The following is a 26,231-nucleotide window of genomic DNA, read 5'->3' on the forward strand; positions in this document are numbered from 1 at the left end:
TTTGGACAAACGCAAAATACGCCCCTAAAAACGCGTTTAACGGGGATTTTTGCCGCGCCTTTTATTGCTTATAACGTAAAAACCCGGGCAAAAGTTCGTCAAACGCGCTAAAAAAGGGCAAAAAACGGATATATTATCCTAAATTTGCATGAAACCCGTATCCCATGAGACCGATCCGCCTGCTGTCCGTCCTGCTGTGCGCCGCCGCATTTTGCTGCGGGACGGCGGCCGGAACGGAACCCGACCGCATCCGGATCGCCTGCTATAACGTCGAATCGCTATTCGACACGGTACCCGATCCGTCGGCTGGCGACGCGGAGTTCACCCCGCACAGTCCCCGACGCTGGAACACCGAGCGGTATCGCATGAAGATCAACCATATATCGCGCGTGATCGACGACCTCGACGCCGACCTGCTGGCGCTCGCGGAGGTCGAAAACGAAGCGGTCGTACGCGACCTGATGTACGCCATGCGGTCGGACTACAATTACATCCACCGCAACAGCGGCGATCCGCGCGGCATGGACGTGGTGTTGCTGTATCGGGGCAGCCGCTTTTTTCCGACGCGCGTCCGGCAGGTTTTCGGCCGAGGGCTGACGCGCAGCCTGCTTACGGTAGACGGGGAATTGCTCGGCGAATCGGTTACGCTGATCCTCTGCCACCTGCCCTCGCAGATGAACGCCGCGCGCTACCGCGCCGAGGCGTTCCGCTCGCTGCGCCGGACGGTCGATTCGCTGCTGACCGGCTCGCCGCAACGGAAATTGGTCGTTCTGGGCGATTTCAACGCCGAACCCGACGCTCGCGAATCCCGTAAAATCCTGCACGTCCGACCCGAAACCGCTCTCCGAAACGCTCCGGCCGACCCGTCCGCGCTCTACACGCCGTTCGTCGGCCTGCGCCGGCAAGGCTACGGCACGCTGGTTTACCGCGACCGCCGGCAGTTGTTCGACTACATTCTGGTCAGCGGGGCTTTCGCTTCCGGAAACGGCCTGCGCTACGGAGGCCGTTGCGGCATTTTCGTCCGGGACTACCTGATCCACCGGTCGGGCCCATGGAAAGGCTATCCGATCCGGACTTTCCAAGCCGGCCGGTACACCGGAGGATACAGCGACCATCTGCCGGTATTTCTGGACTTTGAAAACAAAAAACCCGAATCGCCGGAAGTCCGATAAATTTTTGCAGATATTAAATTAAATCATTACTTTTGCACACCTATTTACCGGCTCGCCGCTTTTTTACCGAAAGCGGTCGTATTTATTTAAAAAATTCAATAACTACAAATAAATTCAAAACGGATTAAACGTAAAAAGAAGATGCCAAACGTAAAAAGAGTTTACACCTTCGGCAACAAGAAGGCCGAGGGTAACGGAAAGATGAGAGAATTGCTCGGAGGAAAAGGAGCTAACCTCGCGGAAATGAACCTGGTCGGTATTCCGGTTCCTCCGGGATTTACCATCACCACCGAGGTCTGCACCGAGTACTATCAGCACGGTAAGGAAGAAGTGATCAAGATGATCAAGCCCGAAGTCGAAGCCGCCATGAAACAGGTCGAGAAGAACATGGGCATGGAGTTTGGCAGCAGCACGAATCCGCTTTTGCTGTCGGTACGTTCGGGCGCGCGCGCTTCGATGCCGGGTATGATGGACACGATCCTGAACCTCGGCTTGAACGACGAAGCCGTCGAAGGCATCGCCAAGAAGACCGGCAACGCGCGTTTCGCATGGGACTCGTACCGCCGTTTCGTACAGATGTACGGCGACGTGGTGATGGACATGAAACCGCAGAGCAAAGAGGACGTCGATCCGTTCGAAGAGATCATCGATGCGATCAAGGAGGAAAAGAAAGTAAAGAACGATACCGAACTGACGACCGACGACCTGAAAGAACTGGTAAAACGTTTCAAGGCCGCCATCCTGAAGAATACCGGCAAAGAGTTCCCGACCAATCCGTGGGAACAGCTCTGGGGCGCCATCTGCGCCGTATTCAGCAGTTGGATGAACGAGCGTGCGATCCTGTACCGCAAGCTGAACAACATCCCGGCCGAATGGGGCACCGCCGTAACCGTACAGGCGATGGTATTCGGTAACATGGGCGAAACGTCGGCTACCGGCGTGGCCTTTACGCGCGACGCCGCTACCGGCGAAGACATTTTCAACGGCGAATACCTGGTCAACGCACAGGGCGAAGACGTGGTAGCCGGCATCCGCACGCCGCAGGAGATCACCCTCGAAGGTTCGCGCCGCTGGGCCGAACTGCAGGGCATTTCGGAAAGCGAACGCGCGCTGAAATATCCGTCGCTCGAAGAGGTGATGCCCGCCGCGTTCAAAGAGCTGAACGAAATCCAGCAGCACCTCGAAAACTATTTCCGCGACATGCAGGATCTGGAATTCACGATCCAAAACGGCAAATTGTGGATGCTGCAAACGCGTAACGGCAAGCGTACCGGCGCAGCCATGGTTCGTATCGCGATGGAAATGCTCAAAGAGGGTCTGATCGACGCTCCGACCGCCGTTCTGCGCGTGGAACCGGCCAAGCTGGACGAACTGCTGCACCCGGTATTCGACAAGAAAGCGCTGAAACAGGCCAACATCATCGCAAAGGGGCTGCCCGCCTCCCCGGGCGCCGCTTCGGGGCAGATCGTATTCTTCGCCGACGACGCCGAAAAATGGGCCGAACAAGGTAAAGAGACGATCCTCGTCCGCATCGAAACCTCTCCGGAAGACCTGAAGGGCATGAACTCCGCAAACGGCATTCTGACCGCGCGCGGCGGTATGACTTCGCACGCGGCCGTCGTTGCGCGCGGCATGGGCAAGTGCTGCGTTTCGGGCGCCGGCGACCTGCAGATCGACTACAAGGCCCGCACGATTACCGTAGGCAACAAAAAATACAAAGAAGGCGACTGGATTTCGCTGGACGGATCGACGGGCATCATCTACGAAGGCAAAGTGAGCACGATCGACGCCGAAGTGAGCGGCGATTTCGCCAAACTGATGGAACTGGCCGACGAATACGCACGCCTGAAGGTGCGCGCGAACGCCGACACGCCGCGCGACGCGCAGACCGCGTTCAAATTCGGAGCTCAGGGTATCGGCCTGTGCCGTACCGAGCACATGTTCTTCGAAGGCGACCGCATCAAGGCCGTACGCGAAATGATCCTGGCCGACGACGAAGCCGGACGCCGCAAGGCGCTGGCCAAGCTGCTGCCGATCCAGCGCGGCGACTTCGAAGGTCTGTTCGAAGCGATGAACGGGCTGCCCGTAACGGTTCGCCTGCTCGATCCGCCTTTGCACGAGTTCGTTCCTCACTTCGAAAAAGAGATGAAGGAACTGGCCGACGACCTGAAAGTTCCGTTCGAAACGATTAAGAACAAGGTCGAATCGCTGGCCGAATCGAACCCGATGCTCGGACACCGCGGTTGCCGTCTGGGAAATACTTATCCCGAAATTACCGAAATGCAGGCTCGCGCCATCATCGAAGCTGCGCTGAACACCCGCAAGAACAAGGGTATCGACGTACACGTGGAGATCATGGTTCCGCTGGTAGGCAACGTGAAAGAGCTGAAATACCAGAAAGACGTTATCAAGGCTACCGCCGAATCGGTATTCGCCGAACGCAACGACCGGATCGACTACATGATCGGTACGATGATCGAGATCCCGCGCGCAGCCGTTACGGCCAACGAGATCGCCGAAGAGGCCGAATTTTTCTCGTTCGGCACGAACGACCTGACGCAGATGACGCTCGGGTTCTCGCGCGACGACGTAGCGAAATTCCTGCCCGTTTACATCGAAAAAGGCATCCTGAAGCACGACCCGTTCCAGGTGCTCGACCAGGACGGCGTCGGCCAACTGGTGCGCGAAGCCGTATTCAAAGGCCGCGGCGTAAAACCGAAACTCAAGTGCGGTATCTGCGGCGAGCACGGCGGCGAACCGAGCTCGGTGGAATTCTGCCATTATGCCGGCCTGAACTACGTTTCGTGTTCTCCGTTCCGCGTGCCCATCGCACGTCTGGCAGCGGCTCACGCAGCGCTGAAACAAGGCGATAAATAATCGAAACGCTCCGGATCTTCCGGAACCCGGAAAGGGGCGGCGTCATTGACGCCGCCCCCTTTGTTTTTACGGCGAAAACGGAAACGATCCCGGAAAAGACGAAATATCAGGCCGGGTACCAACCCCTAATTTTCCGGCGCGCGCCGGAAAAGGACATAAAAATACCGGCGGCCGATACGAACCTCCGCGTGCCGGAAGTCAGGTTCGTATAAAAACACCCGTTCTTTCGAGGTAAGTTCAAAGAGAAAGGGAATCCCGTCGTTAAAAAAAGCCCGGTCCGACTTTCCGACAACACCCTCGCCATGACATTAATCGAAAAACCGAACCGGACCTTTTTCGTCTCAAAACTTCGTTTAATTCACTTTCATAAACACCCCTAATCAAGGGATATGAGCCGGATTACGCAATCCCAGTATGAAATCCGGTCCATATCCCCAAATAAATTATTCGATAAATTCTTATATAATAAAGAATATTATTATTTTATTACGTCAAAAGTATAGTTCCAAAAAGACGGAATCAATAGCATTCCATTCCTTTTTTATACCTTTATCCGGCAGGAAACGAAACAAACGAAAGATTTTGAAAAACAGAAAAAAGTGTCCGCCGACGCCGGAACGAACGTCCGGACAGGAAAATCAGGCGCCGGGGACGGCAGAACGCCCCCTGAAACCGCAGCGCAACGGGACGCTCGCTCCCGGCGCGGCGCGCGGTATTATCCGATCCGGCGGATGCAGGCGCCGAGAGCGTTCAGCCGCCCGTCGATATTCTGATACCCCCGGTCGATTTGCTCGACGTTCTGGATAATGCTACGTCCGTCGGCCGACATCGCGGCGATCAACAGCGCGACCCCGGCCCGGATATCGGGCGAAGTCATCGTCGTGGCGCGCAGCCGGATTTTATGGTCGTGCCCGATGACCGTCGCACGGTGCGGGTCGCACAGGATAATCTGCGCGCCCATATCGATCAGCTTATCGACGAAAAACAGCCGGCTTTCGAACATTTTCTGGTGGATCAGCACCGATCCCTTGGCCTGCGTAGCCACCACCAGGAAGACCGACAGCAGGTCGGGCGTCAAGCCCGGCCACGGCGCATCGGCGATGTTCATGATCGAACCGTCGATAAAACTCTCTATCTCGTAATGCTCGTGCCGGGGAATGTAGATATCGTCGCCGCGCTGCTCGAACTCGATTCCCATCCGCGCGAACTGCGCCGGAATGATCCCGAGGTTTTCGAACGAAACGTCTTTGATCGTGATCCGGCTGCGGGTCATCGCGGCCATGCCGATAAAGCTGCCCACCTCGATCATATCGGGCAGCAGCGTATGCGCGGTCCCGTGCAAACTTTCGACCCCGTCGATCACCAGCAGATTCGACGCGATCCCCGAAATCAGCGCCCCCATGCGGTTCAGCATCCGGCACAATTGCTGCACGTACGGCTCGCAGGCCGCATTGTAGATCGTCGTCCGGCCCTTCGCCAGCACGGCCGCCATGACGATGTTGGCGGTACCGGTCACCGAAGCCTCGTCGAGCAGCATGTAACATCCCTTCAGGTTTTTGCCCGAAACGGAAAAAAAGTTCGTGCCGGTATCGAAATCGAATTCGGCCCCGAGCTTCTGAAAACCGATGAAATGCGTGTCCAGCCGCCGACGTCCGATTTTGTCGCCGCCCGGCTTCGGGATGTAACCGACTCCGTAGCGCGCCAGCAGCGGCCCGATAATCATCACCGAACCGCGCAACCGGGCCGCCCGGTCGCGGTAGTCGTCGCTCTGCAGGTAATCGAAATCGATCTCCTTCGCCTCGAACGAGTAAGAGCCCTCGCCGAGCCGGTGGACGATCACCCCCATCTTTTCGAACAATTCGATCAGTTGCAGCACGTCGACGATGGCGGGAATGTTATGGATAATGACCTTCTCCGGCGTCAGCAACGTGGCGCACAATACCTGCAACGCCTCGTTCTTGGCCCCCTGCGGACGGATCTCGCCTTCGAGCGGCGTTCCTCCCTTCACTTCAAATGTTGCCATAAACAGTTTTCCGTATAACGATTGTCCCTGCATACGGGACGAATTTCAGTCAAATGTAACAATAAGCCGCAAATATTCCAAAAACGGCCGGCGCACCGCAAGCGCCCCTCTTAATCCTCGGAAGACTGACGCTCCCAGATTTTGGCGATCGTCGCGAACTTGTAACAAGCGTTCAGCACGGCATAGGTAAAACCAGCCTTCCCGTCGCGGAAACCGCCCTTGACGACATAGAACCGCAGGAACCGCCAGGAACACTTCGAGAAAGCCTTCCAGACCGAAAAACGCTGGTCGGCGCGGCGCAACAGCTCCTTATCGGAGTAGAGGTCGATCTTGGCGATCCGCGACGAGACGCTTTCGTTGGCCAAGTGCTCGACCGCCAATTCCCGCCGACGGCTCGGAATGGCGAATATCCCGCCGTCGATCACCGGACGGGCATGGATCGTTTCCGGCCAGTAGGTCTTCGACTTGCGGATCAGCCGGATGATGTAATCGGGATAGTCCCCGTGCATGAAACGCCCGAGAAAATAGTTTTTACGCGCCATTTTCAGCGCGGCGTAGCCCCGCTGCTCGGCCGTTTCGGCGAACCGGTACAGGTATTCCCGCAGCGCGTCCGGAACCACTTCGTCCGAATCGAGCACGAGCACCCACTCGTTTTCGGCCTGCGCAATCGCATAATTGCGAGCCGGCTCGACGATGCCCGTGCGCTCGTGGTAAACGATCCGGCAGCCGTATTTCTCGGCAATGGCGATCGTGCCGTCGGTGCTGTGCATATCGCACAGTACGATTTCGTCGAACTTTTCGACCGAGCGCAGGCACTGGTTCAGAAAGCGGTCCGAATTGAACGTATTGATAACCACGGAAATCTTCATAGCATTCGGTTTTTTAGCAGTTTTTTTCGAAAACGGGACGCGGACGGCCGATCATTTTCCGGGCTTTTTGTCCGGAACTCCCTTACAGTCCGCCGCCGTGCAAGAAGCGCAGCCCGTCCCGGCGCACCCGTCGTCCGACGCGCACTCCCCGCGCAGGTTCTCCTCTTCGGCCCGCATCTGCTGCGCGGCGCACCGGATCCCCCGTTTTTTCATGTGTCGGTTCTCGCCAATCTCGGAATCCATATAGTGTCCCTTGAAAATAATCGTCAGCGACAACCCGATTACGAAAAAGGCGACCGCACCCGCGGCGATCAAGAAAATCAACAATCCGGACGACATAACTCTGTTTTTTGATTACTCCGATTCAAATCTTTACAAAGTTCGTACAAACGCCGCTAAAAACCAACAATATTTCGTCCGCCGGATAGAAAAAAGAGATTTTGTCCGGAAAGTTATATCTTTGTATATCGTAATCATTTGATAAACTCAACGTCGGAAACTATGAACAACCCGATCCGAATACTGCTGACGGCCGCGCTGTGCTTATTGACCGTCCATACGAGCTTCGCCCAGCAGGCCATACAGTCGCTCGCCGGAACATGGCGTTTCGCGCTCGATCCCGAAAACCGGGGAACCGACGGTTGCTGGTTCAATACGCGGTTGGCCGAATCCGTAACGCTTCCCGGCTCGTGCGAACAGAACGGTTTCGGCGTCAGAGCCGTTGAGCCGACCGTCGGGAAGCTGACCCGCGTCGTACGATACGAAGGGAAAGCGTGGTATCAGCGAGATTTCGACGTTCCGCAGAAGTGGGCCGGCAAACGAATCGAACTGTTGCTCGAACGCTGCCACTGGGAGTCGAACGTCTGGATCGACGGCAAGTCTGTCGGCACGCAAAACAGCCTGTCGGCGCCGCACCTGTACGACCTGGGCGCACTGTCGCCCGGCCGGCACACGCTGACCGTCTGCATCGACAACACGTATAAAATCCCGATCGGAACCTGGGCGCACGCGATCACCGAAGACACGCAGGGGAACTGGAACGGGATCGTCGGCCGCATCGAACTGCGGGCCACCGACCCGGTTTGGATTCGCGACGTGCAGGTTTTCGAAGACCATTTGCAGGTCAAATTAGGGAACAATACCGGGAAACCGGTATCCGCGACCGTGCAAGGTTCCTCCTGCTCCATTCCGGCCGGCGGAACCTCGGTAAAGCTGCCGTTCGCGCCGAACGCAAAAGCGTGGGACGAATTTTCGCCGGCGTTGCACGAACTGGATGTCGTGCTGAAAGCCGGGAAATACGGCGACCGCAAAACCGTTACGTACGGATTGCGGAAACTCGGCACGAAAAACAAACAGTTCACGGTCAACGGCAGGCCGACGCTGATGCGCGGCCCGGTCGACGAATGCGTCTACCCGCTGACCGGTTATCCGCCGATGGACAAAGCGGCATGGATGCGGGTGCTGTCGATCTGTAAATCATACGGGTTCAATTACATGCGTTTCCACTCGTGGTGTCCGCCGGAAGCGGCGTTCGCTGCAGCCGACGAATTGGGCTTCTTTTTCCAGGTCGAAATCCCGCTGTGGACGATGGACGCCCCGCATTTCGGACAGCATCCCGAACGCGACCGGTTCATCGTCGACGAACTGGATCGCATTCTGGAAGCCTATGGCAATCACCCGTCCTTCGCGCTGATGGCAATGGGTAACGAATCGGCCGGAACGCTCGGCGAACTGGTGCAGAAAGGACGTTCCGCCGATCCGCGGCGGCTCTACCGCTGTGAAAACGGCGACACGGAACAGGACGGCGATTTCTTCGAAACCGGACAACGCGGCATCGCAGGCCCGCGTACCGACTGGGACCGCTGGTCTGCCGGGGGATGGATCGCGGGCGGCGAGAACGACGGCGTGAACCGTACGACCGGCGCTCCCGTTCCGACGCTATCGCACGAAGTGGGCCAATGGGCCATGTACCCCGATTTCGACGAGATCGACAAATATACCGGCACGCTGCGCGCATACAATTACGAAGGATATCGCCGTTCGCTGGCCGAACGCGGAATGCTCGACCAGAACAAGGATTTCGCCCGGGCCAGCGGCCTGTTCAGCGTGCTGCTCTACAAGGACGAAATCGAAGCCAGCCTTCGCACCTATCCGCACGGAGGATTTCAGATTCTCGAAGCCCGCGACTACCCGGGGCAGGGCACGGCCATCGTCGGATGGCTCGACGCGTTCTGGGATTCCAAAGGACTGATCGAACCGAAAGAGTTCCGCCGTTTTTGCGGCCCGACGGTAGCTCTGCTGCAAATGCCGAAACGGGTTTACACCTGCGACGAAACGTTCAAGGCCGTTGCCGAAATCTCAAATTACGGCCCGAAAAACCTACCTATCAAACCGGAATGGACGCTCGCCGACGAGAGCGGCCGGACGATAGCCGGCGGCTCGTTGCCGGCGACCGTCGCCGAGACGGGAAAAGTCTCCGGACTCGGAGAAATCTCCGCCCCGCTGCGAACGGTCGCTGAGGCGGCACGCCTGACGCTGACGCTGAAAGCCGGCGGCACGTCGAACAGTTGGAACATATGGGTCTATCCGGCCCGGCAGCCGGAAACGCCGGCCGGAGTACGGATCGCCTACGAATACGATCGGACGACCCGCGACGCGCTGGCGCGCGGCGAACGCGTACTGCTGTTTTCCGACCCGACCAAAGGACTTTACAAAATCGACCGAGTGATGCTCGGGCCGGATGAAATCCGCCTGTTCGAAGTAAAACCGGGGCAGAATGCACTGGAGGGAACCTTCATGCCGGCATTCTGGAATATGCGGCTGTTCAATCAGGTAGGAACGCTCGGCATCCTTTGCGATCCGGCGCATCCGGCGTTCGACGGATTCCCGACCGAGGCGCACAGCGACTGGCAGTGGGCCGACCTGCTCGGACGGTTCTCGGCCGCCGAATCGTTCCGGACGGCCGGAGCTCCGCCGTCCTATTGCGACGAACGCGAAAAAACATGGGGCGACGTGCGCAATCGGTCGAAGGCGATCGTGCTGAACGGCACGCCGGACGATTACCGCCCGATCGTACAGGTGATCGACAACTACGAACGCAACTACAAACTGGGTTCGATTTTTGAAACACGCGTAGGACCGGGCAAACTGCTCGTCTGCGCGATGGATCTGGATACCGACGCGGCGAACCGGCCGGCGGCCCGGCAGTTGAAAAGCAGCCTGCTGAATTACGCGGCCGGCGACCGGTTCGACCCGCAGTTCGAACTGCCGGAGGAACTGCTGGAACGGGTACTCACTTTCGAAGACGAAAAATAAAACGAACGGAATATGAAAATCGTAATCGCCGGAGTCGGCGAAGTGGGCAGCCACCTGGCCAAAATGCTGGGCAGCGAATACCACGAAATAACGGTCGTCGACAACGACCCGAAACGACTCGAGTCGATCGCCGGAATGGTAGACGTCATCGTCGTCGAAGGGGATTGCACGACTTTTGCGACCCTGAAAAAAGCGGCCGTCCGCAAAGCCGACCTGTATATCGCCGTACTGCCCGAAGAGACTTCGAACGTCGTGTCGGCGATGCTGGCCAAACAGCTCGGCGCCCGTAAAACGATCGCGCGGATCGACAACAACGAATACCTCGAACCGAACAACAAGGAGATGTTCATCAACATGGGCATCGACTACCTTTTCTATCCGGAGAAAGCCGCGGCGCAGGAGGTCATCAACCTGCTGGGGCATACCAGCACGACCGAATACGTCGACTTCTCGGGCGGCAAACTCTCGCTGGTAGTCTTCAAGATCGACGCCGCGTCGCCGCTGATCGACAAGTCGCTGATCGAGATCACCGGCGACCGCGACAGCCTGCCTTACCGCACGGTCGCCATTTCGCGCGACGGCGAAACGATCATCCCGCGCGGCAACGACCGGTTCCAGGAGGGCGACAACATCTATGTGATCGCGAACCAGAGCGCGGAAAAAGAGGTCGTCGCTTTCTCGGGCAAGACCGACATCGACATCAAGAACATGATGATCCTCGGCGGCAGCAAAATCGGGGTGCAAGTAGCCTCCGAACTGCAGGACGAAGTGAACATCAAACTGGTCGACTACACGCCCGAAAAAGCCTACAGACTGGCCGAACAGCTCGAAAGGACGCTAATCATCAACGAGGACGGACGCAATACCGACGCCATGATCGAAGAGGGCCTCAGCAACATGGACGCTTTCCTGGCCGTCACCGGGCGCGCCGAAACCAATATCCTGGCGGCAATGCTGGCCAAACGCCTCGGCGTAAAAAAAGTGATCGCCGAAGTGGAAAACCTCAACTACATCAACCTGGCCGAGAATATGGGTATCGACACGATCATCAACAAAAAACTGATCATGGCCAGCAACATCTTCCGGTTCACGATGAGCACCGACGTGCAGGCGATCAAGTGCCTGACCGGATGCGACGCCGAAGTGCTGGAATTCATCGTCAAACCGAATTCGCCGGCCACCAAGGGAAAAATCAAAGACCTCGATTTCCCGCACGACGCGATCATCGGCGGGATCGTCCGCGGCGACAAAACGTTCATCGCCGTCGGCAATATGGAGATCAACGCCTACGACCGCGTGGTGGTCTTTTCGCTGCCGTCGGCCATCTCGCGGATCGGCAAGTTCTTTAACTGACGATCCGTTTTTTTGATTATTTTGCACCCCCGTATTCCCGTCGAACGGAATACGATCCTGTAAAACAACGACTTTACCAATTATGCCTCTGCTCACACAGCTCGTACGCCTGTTTTTCCTACGCCGCCTACGGGAAATCGACCGCTTCCGGTCGCACCCTGCGGAAGTACAGCAACTACAACTGCAAAAACTGCTGCGACAGGCATCCGCAACCGCTTTCGGAAAGGAATACCGTTTCGACGAGATCCGCGACGGACGTCAATTCGGCGAACGGATTCCCGTGACGGACTACGCGGCGTTCGGCAGCTACATCGACCGTATCCGCCGCGGCGAGAACAACGTCACGTGGCCCACGGACATCCGCTGGTTCGCCAAATCGTCCGGAACGACCGCATCGAAAAGCAAATTCATCCCGGTCAGCCGCGAAGGTCTGCGGAATTGCCATTTGCGGGGTCCGATGGACATCGTCTGCATGGTCGCCGACCGCTATCCGGAAAGCCGCGTATTTTCGGGCAAAACGCTGACGCTCGGCGGCAGCCACCGGCTCGAAAATACCGGAGGGACGGCCCAGGAAGGCGACCTGTCGGCCATCCTGATCGAGAATACCCCGCGATTCGGCCTCCGGATGCGGGTTCCGAAACCCGAGACGGCGCTGATCGCCGATTTCGAACGGAAAGTCGAAGCGATCTGCCGGGAAACCGTCTCGCAGAACGTCACCTCGTTCGCCGGCGTCCCGTCGTGGAATCTCGTGATGCTGAAAAAAATACTCGAATATACCGGCAAGAACAACATCCTGGAGGTATGGCCGAACATGGAACTGTTCGCCCACGGCGGTATGAACTTCAAACCCTACCGCGAGCAGTACCGCCAGATCATCCCGTCCGACCGGATGAAATACATCGAAACTTACAACGCCTCGGAAGGCTTTTTCGCCATCCAAGACGATCCGGCGACCGACGACATGCTGCTGATGCTCGACTACGGGGTCTACTACGAATTCCTGCCGATGCAGCACCTGAACGATCCGTCGCGCGCAGTCCCGCTGGAAGGGGTCGAACGCGGCGTGAACTACGCCCTGATCATCTCGACCTGCAACGGCTTGTGGCGGTACATGATCGGAGACACGGTCGAGTTCACCTCGCTCGCCCCGTACAAGATCAAAATTACCGGCCGCACCCGCCATTTCATCAACGCCTTCGGCGAAGAGGTGATCGTCGACAACGCCGAAACGGCGCTGCAGGCCGCGTGCGAAGCCACCGGCGCCCGGATCGCCGAATATACGGCCGGCCCGGTCTACATGACCGGCCAATCCAAAGGATCGCACCAGTGGATCGTCGAGTTCAGCGTGCCGCCCGCCGACACGGAACGCTTTGCCGACGAACTGGACCGCGCGTTGCAGCAGGTCAACTCCGACTACGAAGCCAAACGTTTCAAAGATACCACGCTGCTGCGCCCCACGCTGACCGTCGCGCCGGAAGGCACTTTCTACCGCTGGATGAAAGAGCGAGGCAAAGTCGGCGGCCAAAACAAAGTCCCCAGACTCTACAACGACCGCACTTATATCGACCAATTAATCCGCCTGCTATGAACGAAATGAAATCCGCCGTTATCGTCGGGACGGCCTATCCGTACCGCGGAGGGCTGGCCGGAATCAACCAGACGCTGGCCCGCACGTTCATCCGTTGCGGCATTCGCTGCCGGATTTTCACATTCACGGTGCAATATCCTTCTTTTTTATTCCCAGGTAAGAGCCAGTATGCGGACGGCCCGGCGCCGGAAGGACTCGACATTACGCGGATGCTGAATTCGGTCAATCCGTTGAGTTGGATCCGCACCGGTCTGAAAGTACGGCGCGAACGGCCCGACGCGGTGATCGTTCGCTATTGGATTCCGCAAATGGCCCCGGCCCTGGGCACCGTATGCCGGATCGCGCGGCGAAAAGGGATCAAAACCATCGCGCTGCTCGACAACGTCGTTCCGCACGAAAAACGGCCGATGGACACGCTGCTGACCCGTTACTTCCTCGGATCGATCGACGGGTTCGTCTACATGTCCGAACAAGTGCACAGCGACCTGCAGTCGTTCCGACCGGACAAACCGGCCGTCTTCTCGCCGCATCCGATGTACACGAACTACGGCGAAAAAATCGAACGGGAAGAGGCCTGCCGCCTGCTGCGGCTCGACCCCGGACTGCGCTATACGATGTTTTTCGGTTTCATACGAGACTACAAAGGACTCGACCTGTTGCTCGACGCATGGGCCCTGCTCAGCGAACAGGGCAAAACAGCCGGACACCGGCTGATCATCGCCGGCGAATATTACAGCGGCAAGGAAACTTACATGAACCAGATCGAACGGCTCGGGATCGGGGACGAGATGATTCTGTTCGACTACTTCGTGGCCGACGAAGAGGTGGCCCGTTTCTTCTCGGTCAGCGACCTGGTCGTACAACCGTACCGTAGCGCCACGCAAAGCGGCGTAACGCAGGTGGCTTACTTTTTCGACGTCCCGATGGTCGTGACCGGCGTGGGCGGACTGCGCGAGATCGTCCCGGACGGAGAGGTCGGTTTCGTGGTCGACCCGAAACCGCAGGCCATCGCCCGGGCGATCGACCGTTACTACTCCGAAAACCTGTCCGAAAAATTCAGGGAGAACATCCGCAACTACAAAGTCCGATTCACCTGGGAACGGATGGCCGAAAATTTTCAAAAGCTTTACCGGACGATCTGCGAAAACGCGAAAAAAACCGAGAAAGCCGGATAAACCGGATAAAAATAATAAATTTGCAAAAATGTGTTTCCCGGAAAAAGATCCGGGCACCTCGAAAAATTTGAAATGTATATCGCCATTGCCGGAAATATCGGGTGCGGAAAGACCTCGCTGACCAAGATCCTCTCCGAAAGAACGGGCGCCAAAGCCTATTTCGAGGAGAGCGACAACCCGTATATCGGCGATTTCTACGACGACATGAACCGCTGGTCGTTCAACCTGCAGATCTACTTCCTGGGACAGCGCATCCGGCAAGCCAAAGAGATCTTGGCTACCGGCAGCGACCTGATCCAGGACCGTACGATCTACGAAGACGCGTATATTTTCGCCGCCAACCTGCACGAAAGCGGGCTGATGACCACGCGGGATTACAATACTTACCTGAAAATCTTTGACCTCGCAACGGGACTGATCGCCCGGCCCGATCTGCTGATCTACCTGAAAGCGAGCGTACCGACGCTGATCCACCAGATCCGCAAACGCGGCCGCGCCTACGAGATGAGCATACAGGAAGAGTACCTCGAACGGCTGAACCGGAAATACGAAGAGTGGATCGGCCGCAACTACGACGGAGAAATTCTGACGATCGACGTGGACCACACCGACTTTATCGCCGATCCGTCGTCGCTGGACGACCTCGTGTTACGGATCGGATCGTTCAAAAATACCGAAAAGGAATGACCCTGCCGCTGCCCGAACTTTTTCGCAGCCGGACGACGGAGTCGCTCGGGACTTCCGAAGCGGAACGATTGTTCGCCGCGCTGGACAACGGCGAATCGCCGGTCAGCATCCGTTTCAACCCCTACAAAATCGGGTCGCAACCCGAAGGCAGGCAGGTTCCGTGGTGCCGTTACGGCTACTACCTCGACGAACGCCCGCAATTCACGCTCGACCCGGCGTTCCACGGCGGCGCCTATTACGTCCAGGAAGCCAGTTCGATGTTCCTCGAAGCAATTTTCAGGCAGATTTTCGAGCCGGACGCCGCTCCCAGGATACTCGACCTGTGCGCGGCCCCCGGCGGCAAGACGACGCTTCTTTCGACCCTGGCCGGAGCCGAAGGCCTGGTCGTCGCCAACGAGGTGATCCGCCAACGGGCTTCGGTATTGGCCGCAAATGCGGTCAAATGGGGGATCGGAAACATCGTGGTGACCAACAACGACCCGGCGCATTTCGCCCCGTTCGAACACTATTTCGACCTGATCGCCGTGGACGCTCCGTGCTCGGGCGAAGGCATGTTCCGCAAAGATCCGGCGGCGCGCACCGAGTGGAGCGAACAGGGCGTCAAACTCTGCGCGGCACGCCAGCGACGCATCCTCAGCGACATCTGGGGTTCGCTGCGTCCCGGCGGAATCCTGATATACAGCACCTGTACGTTCAACGCCGCAGAAAACGAAGAAAACATCGCCTGGCTGTGCGGCGAATACGACTGCGAACCGGTCGAAATCGCCGTCGATCCTTCATGGGGCGTCGTAAAAGGAGAAACGGACGGGATCAATACGTTCCGGTTTTATCCGCACCGGGTGAAGGGAGAAGGCTTTTTCGCAGCCGTAATCCGCAAAAGCGACGGACGGCGGCGGGAACGTACGCCGAAGCCGCGCAAAGCGATCTTTTCGGCGCTCAATCGCCCCGAAACCGACATCCTGTCGCAATGGGTGGCCCAACCCGAATACATGCGCTTCGCGAAGGTCAACGGCACCGCCTACGCCTACTACCGGGAAGCGTTCGGAGCCGTCCGGCAGATTTCCGAGAGTCTGACGGTCATCCATTCGGGCATTCCCGCCGGACAGCTCTTCGGCGCGAAATTCAAACCCGAACATGCGTTGGCCCTGTTCCACGACGTATCGCGCGAAACGGTTCCGCAGGCCGAGTTCGACCTGCCGCAGACTCTCGATTACCTGCGTAAAAACGAAATCGACCCCTCCCTGTTGCAGGAAGGCATCAACATGGTCTGCTACAACGGCCTGCCGCTCGGATGGATCAAACGGATCGGCGGACGGTGCAACAACCTCTATCCGAAAGAATCCCGGATCGCCGCGCTTTAAAAACCACCCGGTAAACGGCAGACGCAAAAAAACCGCGCGGATCCCTTCCGGAACCCGCACGGCGGCATTTATAAACAATTATTCCTAAGAATCAAACCAACTCGATACCCGCTTCGGAACATTCGCGGCGCATCGATTCCGGCCAGATACTGCTCTGTATCTCGCCGATGTGGGCTTTGCGCAGCAGGTACATGCACAACCGCGACTGCCCGATCCCGCCGCCGATCGTGCAGGGCAACTCCCCGGCCAGCAGCTTTTTATGAAAATAGAGATCGCGTTTGGCCTGTTGCCCGCGTATTTCGAGCTGCCGCGCCAGCGACGTCTCGTCCACGCGAATCCCCATGCTCGACACCTCGAAAGCGTTTCCGAGCACCGGATTCCACAGCAGCAGGTCGCCGTTCAGCCCGTTGTAACCCTCTTCGTTCGGCGTACTCCAGTCGTCGTAATCCGCGGCGCGGCCGTCATGCGGCTCGCCGTCCGAAAGGGCCGCGCCGATCCCGATCACGAATACGGCGCCGTATCGCCGTACGATCTCGTTCTCGCGCTCTTTCGGTTTTTTGCCGGGATACAGGTCGAGCAACTGTTGCGCATGGATGAAATGGATCTCCTCGGGCAGCGACGGAACCAACTGCGGGAACTCGACGTACAATTTGTTTTCGGTCACTTTGATCGCCTCGTAGATACGGCGCACCGTCTGTTTCAAGAAAGCGATGTTGCGCTGTTCGCGCGTGATCACCTTCTCCCAATCCCACTGGTCGACGTACAGCGAATGGATATTGTCCAGCTCTTCGTCCGGACGCAGCGCGTTCATATCGGTATAAATCCCACGGCCGGGAGCCACTTTCATTTCGCCTAACTTCAGTCTTTTCCATTTGGCCAGCGAATGCACCACTTCGGCGCGTTGCTCGTTCATATCGCGGATCGGAAACGAAACGGGACGTTCCACGCTGTTCAGGTCGTCGTTGATCCCCGTTCCGGTCAGTACGACCATCGGGGCCGTCACCCGCAGCAGAGCGAGCTGTGCGGACAGGTTCTCCTGAAACATATCCTTTACATGCTTGATCGCCTTTTCGGTGTTCTCGACGTTTTCGAGCAGGTTGCGGTATCCGGAAGGTTTTATCAATGTCATCTTATCGGGCGTTTACGGTTATTTGACAACGATCAGGAAATAGTTCTTTTTTCCCTTTTGCACGAGCAGGTATTTACCGGAGATCAGGTCGGAGGCCGAAACGATCGCATCGACCGCGGTAACCTTCTCTTTGTTGAGCGATATGCCGCCTCCCTGAATCAGCTTGCGGGCTTCGCCTTTCGACGGGAAAACCGACGCATGTTCGGTGCACAGAGCGATGAAATTCACTCCGCCGGCAAGCGTCGAAGCCGGCACTTCGAACTGCGGAACTCCGTCGAAAACCTGTAGGAACGTCCGCTCGTCGATCCGGCGCAACGCATCGGCCGTCGCATTTCCGAATAGGATACCCGAAGCCTCGACCGCCTTGCGGTACTCCTCCTCGGAATGAATCATGCAGGTAATCTCGCGGGCCAGCGTCTTCTGCAACTCGCGCAAATGGGGCGCCTCCCGGTGCGCGGCGATCAGCGCATCGATCGTTTGCCGATCGAGCATCGTGAATATCTTAATATAACGTTCGGCATCTTCGTCGCTGACGTTCAGCCAGAATTGGTAGAACTGGTACGGCGACGTATAACGCGCATCGAGCCATACGTTCCCGGCCTCGGTTTTGCCGAATTTCGTCCCGTCCGCCTTCTTGATCAGCGGGCAGGTCAGCCCGAACGCTTCGCCGCCTGTTTTGCGGCGAATCAACTCGGTTCCGGTGGTGATATTTCCCCATTGGTCGGAACCGCCCATTTGCAATTTGCAGTTCTTATGCTGATAAAGATGCAAAAAATCGGTTCCTTGCACCAGTTGGTACGTAAATTCGGTGAACGACATGCCGTCGCCCTCGCCGCTGAAGCGCTTCTTGACAGAGTCTTTGGCCATCATGTAGTTGACCGTAATGCATTTGCCGATGTCGCGAATAAATTCCAGGAACGTGAAATTCTTCATCCAGTCGTAGTTGTTGACCAGTTCGGCCGCATTCGGAGCATCGGACTCGAAGTCGATCAGGTGACTGAGCTGCCTTCTGATCCCCTCCTGGTTGCGACGCAGGGTCTCCTCGTCGAGCAGGTTGCGCTCAAGCGACTTGCCCGACGGGTCGCCGATCATGCCGGTAGCCCCGCCCACCAGGAAAATGGGCTTATGCCCGCACCGCTGGAAGTGTTTAAGGATCATAATGCTGACAAGGTGCCCGATATGCAGCGAGTCCGCCGTCGGGTCGATTCCGACGTAAGCCGTCGTCATCTCCTTGTTCAATTGCTCCTCGGTTCCCGGCATGATATCGTGCACCATGCCCCTCCATTTGAGTTCCTCTACAAAATTCATCGGTTTTATGTGCTTTTAGCAGATTTTTAGTGGATCGTTCGCGGCCGGCTGCCGCGATCCGTGCAAAGGTAGTCAAATTCCGCGAAACACAACAATTTCGGGAAAGCCGCTATTCGATATCGAGGTCGAGGTCGCGACGGAGTTTGGCGACCAGCGGATTTTTTTCGGTCAGGTAACGCAGCCGGTCTTCGACTTTGATCGGTTTCAGGCCGGCCTTGTTTTCGCTGATCTCGACCTGAAATTCAATCGCCGAGCGGACATCGCCCAAGTCGCAAAGCCGTTTGCGGATATCGGTCAGGTGATTGGTCACCTCGTCGTACAGCGATTCGTTCGGCACTTTCAGAAGAATCCGGTTCCCGCGTATGCTGACATCCTGGAACGCGATCCCCAGCCGGGGCCGCTCCGCAAGCAATTCGCGGGTCAGCAATTCGCATCCCTGTTGCAAACGGGATTCGACATCCTCTTCGACCGCTTCATCCGCATCGGGCAGGTTCTCCGGATCTTCCGCCGGATCGGCATCTCCCGAAACGGGCGCGGCGGGGCGGCTCGTATTCAGCAACGACAGGATCGAACGGCCGGACAGCGAAACGCCCCCCGTCGTCGGCGCGGGACGGGACGGCCCCGGTTCGGCTTTTCCGGCGGGGCGGGACTGCGAAACGGCCGACGCAGGCGGCGAAGCAACAGGAACAGGGGAAACCGGCTTACGGGTTTCGCGGCCGGGATCCGGTTTTTCCGCAGCAGTCCCGGCAAGTGCCGACGACGGTTGTCCGTCCCGCGGCGGGACTACGGTCGCTGCGGCCGGCGCAGGCTGTCGCGCGGAACCGTCCGGAACGTTCCGGGAACCGCCCAGATCGGGCAGCGACGGCGTCAGGGCTTCGTCATTTTTTTTTTGACCGAGTCCGCAAAGTTTCATCAGACCCAGTTCGACATGCAATCGTTGGTTGGTAGCCGTCCGCAGCGACGCGTCGACCGCCGTCAGCAGATTGATCCCCTCGAACAGCAGCGGCACCGGACATTGTGCGGCCTGCGTCCGGTAACGTTCGGCCACGCTGCCCGTCACCTCAAGCAGCGGCAACGTCTGCGGATTCTTGCACATCAGCAGGTCGCGGAAATGGCTGTTCAGCCCCGCCACGAAAGTCTGTCCGGAAAAACCCTTGCGCAACACCTCGTCGAAAAGCAGCAAAGCGTTCGTATAGTCTCCGGCCAGGATCTGTTCGGCGATCGTAAAATAGGTATCGTAATCGAGCACGTTGAGCGTCGCGGCCACCTGGGCGACCGTCAGATTCTGCCCGCAGAACGAAACCACCTTGTCGAACATCGACAGCGCGTCGCGCATTCCGCCGTCGGCCTTACGGGCGATCAGGTGCAGCGACTCGTCGTCGTAGGTCACTCCTTCCTGCGAAGCGATGTATTTGAGGTACTCCACGCCGTCCTCGACGCGAATCCGGTTGAAATCGTAAATCTGACAGCGCGACAGGATCGTCGGAATGATCTTGTGCTTTTCGGTCGTAGCCAAGATAAACACGGCATGTGCGGGCGGCTCTTCGAGCGTTTTCAGAAACGCGTTGAACGCCTGCACCGACAGCATGTGCACCTCGTCGATGATATAGACGCTGTAACGACCGATCTGCGGCGGGATACGCACCTGGTCGGTCAGGTTGCGGATATCGTCCACCGAGTTGTTCGACGCGGCGTCCAGTTCGTGGATATTGAACGACCGGCCCTCGTTGAACGCACGGCACGATTCGCACTCGTTGCAGGCTTCGGCGTCGGGCCCCGGATTCAGGCAGTTGATCGCTTTGGCGAAGATCCGCGCGCAAGTCGTCTTGCCGACGCCGCGCGGCCCGCAGAACAGGTACGCATGCGCCAACTGGCGACGGCTGATCGCATTCTTCAGCGTCGAGGTAATATGCGACTGTCCGACGACCGATGCGAAGGTCGCCGGACGGTATTTCCGGGCCGATACGATGAAATTATCCATAATTTTCCTTTCCGGAAACAAAGATACGAAATTCGACCGGAATCGACAAGGCGGGTCGCTTTTTCTATTTCAGACGGGCGTATATGACTACGTTGTTATCCTCGTCGTCGAGTTCGGCATCCAGTCGCCGGATCTTTTCGACCGCCTGCGGATCGGCGTCGTATCCCGCGTCGAGAATCCCTCGCAAAGACTTTTTGAGCGTAATGGCCGGAACGTTCCAAAGAAAATAGCCGTCCTGCAAATGACCGGGCCAGACGGCGATATCGGCCAGTTCATCCAGTTTCAGTTTGAAATAAGCTCCGGTAAGGTCGTTTTTATCGACCAGAAAGAATACGGGAGCCGACGAAGTAAAAGAGTGCGCCCCGGTTTGTTCCATGGTCTGGCTAAACGACGCCCAGAAATAATCGCCCGTCTCGGCGTACTTCGGATAGATCGGCTTCCGTTCGGCAAGATGCCGAACGGCAAATACGGGCACCAGGCGGTTGGCCTGCGGATCGTAATAACGCAACGAATCGGGCCGGTGACCGTCGGAATACATCAGAACGGGTTCGAAACGGGTTGCGCTTCCGGACGCCATTTCATTCCCGAAATCCGCCTTGATCCGGAAGGGGGCCGCATCGATCCGGGCGACCACGTTTCCCTGCATATCTTGGTTCCAGACGAAACTTTCGATTCCCGCGTTTTCGAACGGCAGGACGCTTACCGAAACCGTCGAGTCGGGGTTCGCCCGGAAAATCCCTTTCGGAGACCTGCAAGGCAACGGTATCGACGGCAGCGACGACCCGTCGAGCCCGAAGACCAAAATCCGGTCGCTTTGCCACGGCAGGATAAACACGCGGCCGGAGCCCTCGTCGATCTGAGCCCAGTAAATGTTGCGGTATTCGTTGGGACCGCGCCCCTGCGTCCCGATATCGTTCAGGAATTTCCCATTCCCGTCGAACAGTTTGAAAGAGGCCGGTTCGTAGCCTACGACCCCGATGTAATTTTCGGAAACGAACGTTTTGGACGGCTTGAAAAATGCCTCGGGACGGGTTTCCAGTTTTACGATCCTCAGTTTTTCGGCGGTCAGTTCGCTCAGCGGGAGGTCGATCGTATCGCGGATCTTGTTCAGGTCGCAGACGACCACGGTATCCGCACCGATCACCACCCGCTCGGCCACGCCGTCGGAAACGGCAGCCGGCCGGCCGCAGCCAGCCGAAAAAGCCGAAAACGCCGCAACGGCGAACCAACGGACGACGACGCGTCCGGCATGCTCCGAATGAAAAAACGCATTTGCCATAATCTGAAGTTTTTAGGTTATTAGAACCCGGACAATCCGGACCCGTTTATCGTTTTTCTCCTTTCCCGTTCGACGCGAGTAATTCATTATTTATCAGCGTGATAATTCAATAACGTAAATATAACTATTATATTTTGGACAAACGATCGAAAATAGTTTAGAAAACAAATCCGTAGCATTCCGGAAAACAGGAAGGACCGTCCTGTCATTTAGGCAGGATTTATGCCACGGATATGTCTTCCGGACAGTTCGTTCTGTCATTTTTGTCCGGTATTCTGCGTCATTTTTTCACAAACCGTTCTCTGGCAGCCATTTTGCTGCTTTCCTGAAAAAACGGATAAAACACGAAAATAAAAGGAGAATAAGATATGAACATCAACAGTTTGACAATCAAAGCGCAGGAAGTCCTGCAAAGCGCCATGAACCTCGCGTCGGGCAACGGCAACCAAGCCGTCGAACCGATGCACATTCTGAGCGCCATTGTCGCCGAGGACGACAGCCTGGGCGTATTTCTGCTACAAAAACTCGGCGTAAACGTCGGGGCGCTGCGAAGCGTACTGAAACAACAAATCGACCGGCTGCCGAAAGTCGAAGGCGGCGACCCCTATTTTTCGCGCGAAAGTTCCGCGGTCATTCAGAAAGCCTCGGATTTCACGAAAACGTTCGGCGACAAATACGCCTCGGTCGAACACCTGCTGCTCGGTATCATCGCCGAAAAAGGGGAGGCCGGACGGCTGCTGAAAGACGCCGGCGCGACCGAAAAAGAACTGATCGCGGCGATCAAAGAGCTGCGCAAAGGTTCGACCGTCGACAGCCAGACCAGCGAGCAGGAGTACGACGCGCTCGGCAAATACGCGATCAACCTGAACGAACAGGCCCGCAAAGGCAAACTCGACCCGGTGATCGGCCGGGACGAGGAGATCCGGCGGGTACTGCAAATCCTGTCGCGGCGAACCAAAAACAACCCGATCCTGGTCGGCGAACCGGGCGTCGGCAAAACGGCCATCGCCGAAGGAATCGCGCACCGGATCGTCGACGGCGACGTCCCGGAGAATCTGCGAAGCAAACAGGTTTATTCGCTGGATATGGGCGCGCTGATCGCCGGAGCGAAGTACAAGGGCGAGTTCGAAGAGCGGCTGAAAGCCGTGGTCAAAGAAGTAATTTCGGCCGAAGGCGAGATCCTGCTGTTCATCGACGAAATCCATACGCTGGTCGGAGCCGGCAAAGGCGACGGCGCGATGGATGCGGCCAACATCCTGAAACCGGCGCTGGCGCGGGGCGAGTTGCGCGCGATCGGCGCCACGACGCTGGACGAGTTCCAGAAATATTTCGAACAGGACAAAGCGCTCGAACGGCGTTTCCAGAAGGTAATGGTCGACGAACCGACGACCGTGGACGCCATTTCGATTTTGCGGGGCCTGAAAGAGCGTTACGAAAACCACCATAAGGTGCGGATCAAAGACGAGGCGATCATCGCGTCGGTCGAACTGTCGCACCGGTACATCACGTCGCGCTTCCTGCCCGACAAGGCGATCGACCTGATCGACGAAGCGGCGGCCAAGCTGCGGCTCGAAATGAACTCCGTGCCCGAAGAGATCGACGAACTCGACCGGAAGGTACGCCAATTGGAGATCGAGCGCGAAGCGATTCGCCGCGAGAAGGACAAGGGTCGGATCGAAGAGCTGACGCGCGAGATCGACGAACTGAACGCCAAACGCACGACCCTGCGCGCCAAATGGCAGAGCGAACGGGATATTTTAGAGAAGATACAGAAGAACAAACAAATGCTCGACGATCTGAAGGTTCAGGCCGCCGAAGCCGAACGCAACGGCGACTACGGCCGCGTGGCCGAGATCCGTTACGGCAAAATGCGCGAGACGGAGACCGAGATTCAGAAACTGCAGGCCGAAGTGAACAAAAACGCCGAGGCCGGGGCGATGATCAAAGAGGAGGTCGATGCGGAGGACATCGCCGAAGTGGTCGCCCGCTGGACGGGCATTCCGGTCAGCCGGATGCTGCAGAGCGAACGTGAGAAGTTGCTGAAGATGGAGAGCGAGCTGCACGACCGGGTAATCGGACAGGATCAGGCGATCGCGGCCGTTTCGGACGCCGTGCGGCGTTCGCGGGCCGGGTTGCAAGATCCGCGCCGGCCGATCGGATCGTTCATCTTTCTGGGCACGACCGGCGTCGGCAAGACCGAGTTGGCCAAAGCGCTGGCCGAATACCTGTTCAACGACGACACGATGATGACGCGTATCGACATGAGCGAGTATCAGGAGCGGCACAGCGTATCGCGGCTGATCGGAGCGCCTCCGGGATACGTCGGTTACGACGAAGGCGGTCAACTGACCGAAGCCGTGCGGCGGAAGCCCTACTCGGTCGTACTGCTCGACGAGATCGAGAAAGCGCATCCGGACGTGTTCAACATCCTGCTGCAAGTGCTCGACGACGGCCGGCTGACCGACAACAAAGGCCGCACGGTCGATTTCCGCAACACGATTATCATCATGACGTCGAACATCGGTTCGCACATCATCATGGACCGGCTGTCGAAATACACCGACGATACGCCGCCCGAAAGCGTGCTCGAAGAGACTAAAAAAGAGGTTTTCGACCTGATGAAACAGACGATCCGGCCGGAGTTCCTGAACCGTATCGACGAGATCGTGATGTTCACGCCGCTGACCCGCGACGATGTACGCCAGATCGTCGTGCTGCAAATTCGCCAAATCAACGAAATGCTGGCCCAGAACAGCATCGCGCTGCAGGTGACCGACAAAGCGATCGACTGGCTCGCTGCAGAAGGGTACGACCCGATGTTCGGCGCACGTCCGGTCAAACGGACGCTGCAACGGTATCTGGTCAACGAACTCTCGAAGGAGATCCTGGCCGGCCAGGTAGACCGCAACAGCACGATCACCGTCGACGCCGGCGCCAAAGGATTGGTTTTCAAAAACTGATCATCCGGCGTTGCCGCACGACCGCCCGCCCGGCGCAAGGGCTATCCATAGGTTAATTTCATAAAAACACTCCGAAAAGTTTTTTTCGGAGTGTTTTTTATTCGTTCCAATTCAGATATTCATTCCGGCAAACAAAGTAAAACGCAATACCATAATCATTGTCCGTCCTTAAAAACGGATTTTTCTGTCTATATTTCTTAATTTATTTTCGACATATCAAATTTTAATTTATTTTCGTACTCAAAATAACTTTGGTATATTATGCGAATCAGGAGTTGGCTTCTTGATTCTAAAATTAAAAATTAACATAGGTTAGCATAACAACAGCCAACTTTCCAAAGGTATGTACTAACAGTCCTTTAGTAGCTCTAACCTTCGACGCTCTTTGAATTTCTGTTTTTTCATTCAGCCAGTTGAAAAATGACTCGATATGTTGCCTAATGTTTGGAAACAGCCTGTGAAAACGGGTCTCTGGCGGCTTTTCCCCTTTATTTGAGAATTTCCGCCTCTCCCTTAATCTCCTTATGCAGAGTAAGCACCTTTACAGAACTGGAGTTGTTGCTGAATCTCTAACAGTAGAAATGCAAAAAAAATTTATAGACAGATGTACAAACTAATTAATTTTAACTTTTTCTCTTTGGGAATCATAATTAGAAAAACAAGTGGAATTATTATTCTAATTCACTGATTTTCAATTACAACACAAAAGAAAATGAGATAATCAACTGAATTATAACGTTTTAACACAGAGCTGGAATTGATTTTTCAACTATTGATTCGCATTATTAATGAATTACAAATGAAACAGTATGAAGAAAGTAAAAATAACCGTATTGCGTTCCACTTTTAATGAAGATTTAGCCCGCGACTATGGAATGCCGGGACTCAAGCCATGTAGTCTGATGAAAGAAGGGCAGGTGTTCTATGCCGGATTAGGTAAACCCGAAGGTTTCTGCGATGGCGCGTGGCGAACCATCCATCCATACGTGTTTGCTCTTGCCAATGGTGCAAAGCATTTCTATTTCAATGATTGGGTACGCCAGCCGGGTGTTGCGATTACTTGTTGCAATGACGGGTTGCGTCCAGTCTTTTTCAAGTTGGAGGCAACCGACGAAGAGGTTAAATCTCCTTTTATATGATAATCAACAAAATAG

General features: G+C 56.6%; 17 protein-coding genes. 10 read left to right on the forward strand and 7 right to left on the reverse strand.

Features of this window, described 5'->3' with window-relative positions:
* The first annotated feature begins 164 nt into the window (after positions 1-164).
* Both GFH31_RS07605 and ppdK read left to right on the forward strand, forming a co-directional pair.
* Entirely contained in the window at positions 165-1,172 is a 1,008-nt protein-coding gene (locus GFH31_RS07605; RefSeq protein ID WP_118458109.1) for an endonuclease/exonuclease/phosphatase family protein, read from the forward strand.
* 141 nt (positions 1,173-1,313) lie between these two features.
* Positions 1,314-4,049, forward strand: a complete 2,736-nt coding sequence (ppdK, locus tag GFH31_RS07610) for a pyruvate, phosphate dikinase (RefSeq protein WP_055202913.1) — start codon at positions 1,314-1,316, stop codon at positions 4,047-4,049.
* Between the two features lie 715 nt (positions 4,050-4,764).
* Here ppdK and murA read toward each other — a convergent pair.
* The 3 genes from murA to GFH31_RS07625 form a co-directional block, all read right to left on the reverse strand.
* Positions 4,765-6,072: a UDP-N-acetylglucosamine 1-carboxyvinyltransferase gene (gene murA / locus GFH31_RS07615; protein WP_101572084.1), complete on the reverse strand. Its 1,308-nt coding sequence runs from the start codon at positions 6,070-6,072 to the stop codon at positions 4,765-4,767.
* Positions 6,073-6,182: 110 nt separating this feature from the next.
* Positions 6,183-6,941, reverse strand: a complete 759-nt coding sequence (locus GFH31_RS07620) for a glycosyltransferase family 2 protein (protein WP_118655563.1) — start codon at positions 6,939-6,941, stop codon at positions 6,183-6,185.
* Positions 6,942-6,992: 51 nt separating this feature from the next.
* Positions 6,993-7,280: a hypothetical protein gene (locus GFH31_RS07625; RefSeq protein WP_101572023.1), complete on the reverse strand. Its 288-nt coding sequence runs from the start codon at positions 7,278-7,280 to the stop codon at positions 6,993-6,995.
* A gap of 162 nt (positions 7,281-7,442) precedes the next feature.
* On the opposite strand from GFH31_RS07625, the gene GFH31_RS07630 reads away from it, so the two are divergent.
* The 6 genes from GFH31_RS07630 to GFH31_RS07655 all read left to right on the forward strand — a co-directional run bounded on the left by GFH31_RS07630 (position 7,443) and on the right by GFH31_RS07655 (position 16,420).
* Positions 7,443-10,256: a sugar-binding domain-containing protein gene (locus GFH31_RS07630; protein WP_153497731.1), complete on the forward strand. Its 2,814-nt coding sequence runs from the start codon at positions 7,443-7,445 to the stop codon at positions 10,254-10,256.
* Positions 10,257-10,268: 12 nt separating this feature from the next.
* Positions 10,269-11,609 (forward strand): Trk system potassium transporter TrkA, encoded by a 1,341-nt coding sequence (trkA, locus tag GFH31_RS07635; RefSeq protein ID WP_101572019.1) that lies wholly within the window; start codon positions 10,269-10,271, stop codon positions 11,607-11,609.
* Between the two features lie 82 nt (positions 11,610-11,691).
* Positions 11,692-13,197: a GH3 auxin-responsive promoter family protein gene (locus GFH31_RS07640; RefSeq protein WP_101572016.1), complete on the forward strand. Its 1,506-nt coding sequence runs from the start codon at positions 11,692-11,694 to the stop codon at positions 13,195-13,197.
* On the forward strand, positions 13,194-14,372 hold the full coding sequence (locus GFH31_RS07645; protein ID WP_306345973.1) for a glycosyltransferase: 1,179 nt from the start codon (positions 13,194-13,196) through the stop codon (positions 14,370-14,372). The genes GFH31_RS07640 and GFH31_RS07645 overlap by 4 nt, the downstream gene beginning before the upstream one ends.
* Before the next feature lie 72 nt (positions 14,373-14,444).
* Complete coding sequence (locus GFH31_RS07650) at positions 14,445-15,059, forward strand: deoxynucleoside kinase (RefSeq protein ID WP_055202901.1); 615 nt, start codon at positions 14,445-14,447, stop codon at positions 15,057-15,059.
* Positions 15,056-16,420, forward strand: coding sequence for a methyltransferase RsmF C-terminal domain-like protein (locus tag GFH31_RS07655; RefSeq protein ID WP_118655557.1), 1,365 nt, complete (start codon positions 15,056-15,058; stop codon positions 16,418-16,420). Before GFH31_RS07650 ends, GFH31_RS07655 begins: the two co-directional genes overlap by 4 nt.
* A gap of 91 nt (positions 16,421-16,511) precedes the next feature.
* On the opposite strand, the gene asnA is transcribed toward GFH31_RS07655, so the two are convergent.
* The 4 genes from asnA to GFH31_RS07675 all read right to left on the reverse strand — a co-directional run bounded on the left by asnA (position 16,512) and on the right by GFH31_RS07675 (position 22,117).
* Entirely contained in the window at positions 16,512-17,549 is a 1,038-nt protein-coding gene (asnA, locus tag GFH31_RS07660) for an aspartate--ammonia ligase (RefSeq protein WP_101572012.1), read from the reverse strand.
* A gap of 18 nt (positions 17,550-17,567) precedes the next feature.
* The gene (tyrS, locus tag GFH31_RS07665; protein WP_153497732.1) at positions 17,568-18,857 is read right to left on the reverse strand and encodes a tyrosine--tRNA ligase; all 1,290 of its coding nucleotides are present in this window, start codon (positions 18,855-18,857) and stop codon (positions 17,568-17,570) included.
* A 109-nt stretch (positions 18,858-18,966) separates the two neighbouring features.
* Positions 18,967-20,838 (reverse strand): DNA polymerase III subunit gamma/tau, encoded by a 1,872-nt coding sequence (locus GFH31_RS07670; protein WP_153497733.1) that lies wholly within the window; start codon positions 20,836-20,838, stop codon positions 18,967-18,969.
* Between the two features lie 64 nt (positions 20,839-20,902).
* On the reverse strand, positions 20,903-22,117 hold the full coding sequence (locus GFH31_RS07675) for a 6-bladed beta-propeller (RefSeq protein ID WP_101572006.1): 1,215 nt from the start codon (positions 22,115-22,117) through the stop codon (positions 20,903-20,905).
* A gap of 368 nt (positions 22,118-22,485) precedes the next feature.
* Here GFH31_RS07675 and clpB point away from each other — a divergent pair, with 368 nt between their 5' ends.
* Positions 22,486-25,077, forward strand: coding sequence for an ATP-dependent chaperone ClpB (gene clpB, locus GFH31_RS07680; RefSeq protein ID WP_153497734.1), 2,592 nt, complete (start codon positions 22,486-22,488; stop codon positions 25,075-25,077).
* Between the two features lie 809 nt (positions 25,078-25,886).
* The gene (locus GFH31_RS07685) at positions 25,887-26,216 is read left to right on the forward strand and encodes a TIGR04076 family protein (protein WP_153497735.1); all 330 of its coding nucleotides are present in this window, start codon (positions 25,887-25,889) and stop codon (positions 26,214-26,216) included.
* Positions 26,217-26,231 lie beyond the last annotated feature (15 nt).

This window comes from Alistipes sp. dk3624, from assembly GCF_009557455.1.
Lineage (GTDB): Bacteria > Bacteroidota > Bacteroidia > Bacteroidales > Rikenellaceae > Alistipes_A > Alistipes_A hominis.

Coding starts and splice junctions, on each gene's coding strand:
- GFH31_RS07605 (WP_118458109.1), top strand. CDS start 165: ATGAGACCGATCCGCCTGCTGTCCGTCCTGCTGTGCGCCGCCGCATTT.
- ppdK (WP_055202913.1), top strand. CDS start 1,314: ATGCCAAACGTAAAAAGAGTTTACACCTTCGGCAACAAGAAGGCCGAG.
- murA (WP_101572084.1), bottom strand. CDS start 6,072: ATGGCAACATTTGAAGTGAAGGGAGGAACGCCGCTCGAAGGCGAGATC.
- GFH31_RS07620 (WP_118655563.1), bottom strand. CDS start 6,941: ATGAAGATTTCCGTGGTTATCAATACGTTCAATTCGGACCGCTTTCTG.
- GFH31_RS07625 (WP_101572023.1), bottom strand. CDS start 7,280: ATGTCGTCCGGATTGTTGATTTTCTTGATCGCCGCGGGTGCGGTCGCC.
- GFH31_RS07630 (WP_153497731.1), top strand. CDS start 7,443: ATGAACAACCCGATCCGAATACTGCTGACGGCCGCGCTGTGCTTATTG.
- trkA (WP_101572019.1), top strand. CDS start 10,269: ATGAAAATCGTAATCGCCGGAGTCGGCGAAGTGGGCAGCCACCTGGCC.
- GFH31_RS07640 (WP_101572016.1), top strand. CDS start 11,692: ATGCCTCTGCTCACACAGCTCGTACGCCTGTTTTTCCTACGCCGCCTA.
- GFH31_RS07645 (WP_306345973.1), top strand. CDS start 13,194: ATGAACGAAATGAAATCCGCCGTTATCGTCGGGACGGCCTATCCGTAC.
- GFH31_RS07650 (WP_055202901.1), top strand. CDS start 14,445: ATGTATATCGCCATTGCCGGAAATATCGGGTGCGGAAAGACCTCGCTG.
- GFH31_RS07655 (WP_118655557.1), top strand. CDS start 15,056: ATGACCCTGCCGCTGCCCGAACTTTTTCGCAGCCGGACGACGGAGTCG.
- asnA (WP_101572012.1), bottom strand. CDS start 17,549: ATGACATTGATAAAACCTTCCGGATACCGCAACCTGCTCGAAAACGTC.
- tyrS (WP_153497732.1), bottom strand. CDS start 18,857: ATGAATTTTGTAGAGGAACTCAAATGGAGGGGCATGGTGCACGATATC.
- GFH31_RS07670 (WP_153497733.1), bottom strand. CDS start 20,838: ATGGATAATTTCATCGTATCGGCCCGGAAATACCGTCCGGCGACCTTC.
- GFH31_RS07675 (WP_101572006.1), bottom strand. CDS start 22,117: ATGGCAAATGCGTTTTTTCATTCGGAGCATGCCGGACGCGTCGTCGTC.
- clpB (WP_153497734.1), top strand. CDS start 22,486: ATGAACATCAACAGTTTGACAATCAAAGCGCAGGAAGTCCTGCAAAGC.
- GFH31_RS07685 (WP_153497735.1), top strand. CDS start 25,887: ATGAAGAAAGTAAAAATAACCGTATTGCGTTCCACTTTTAATGAAGAT.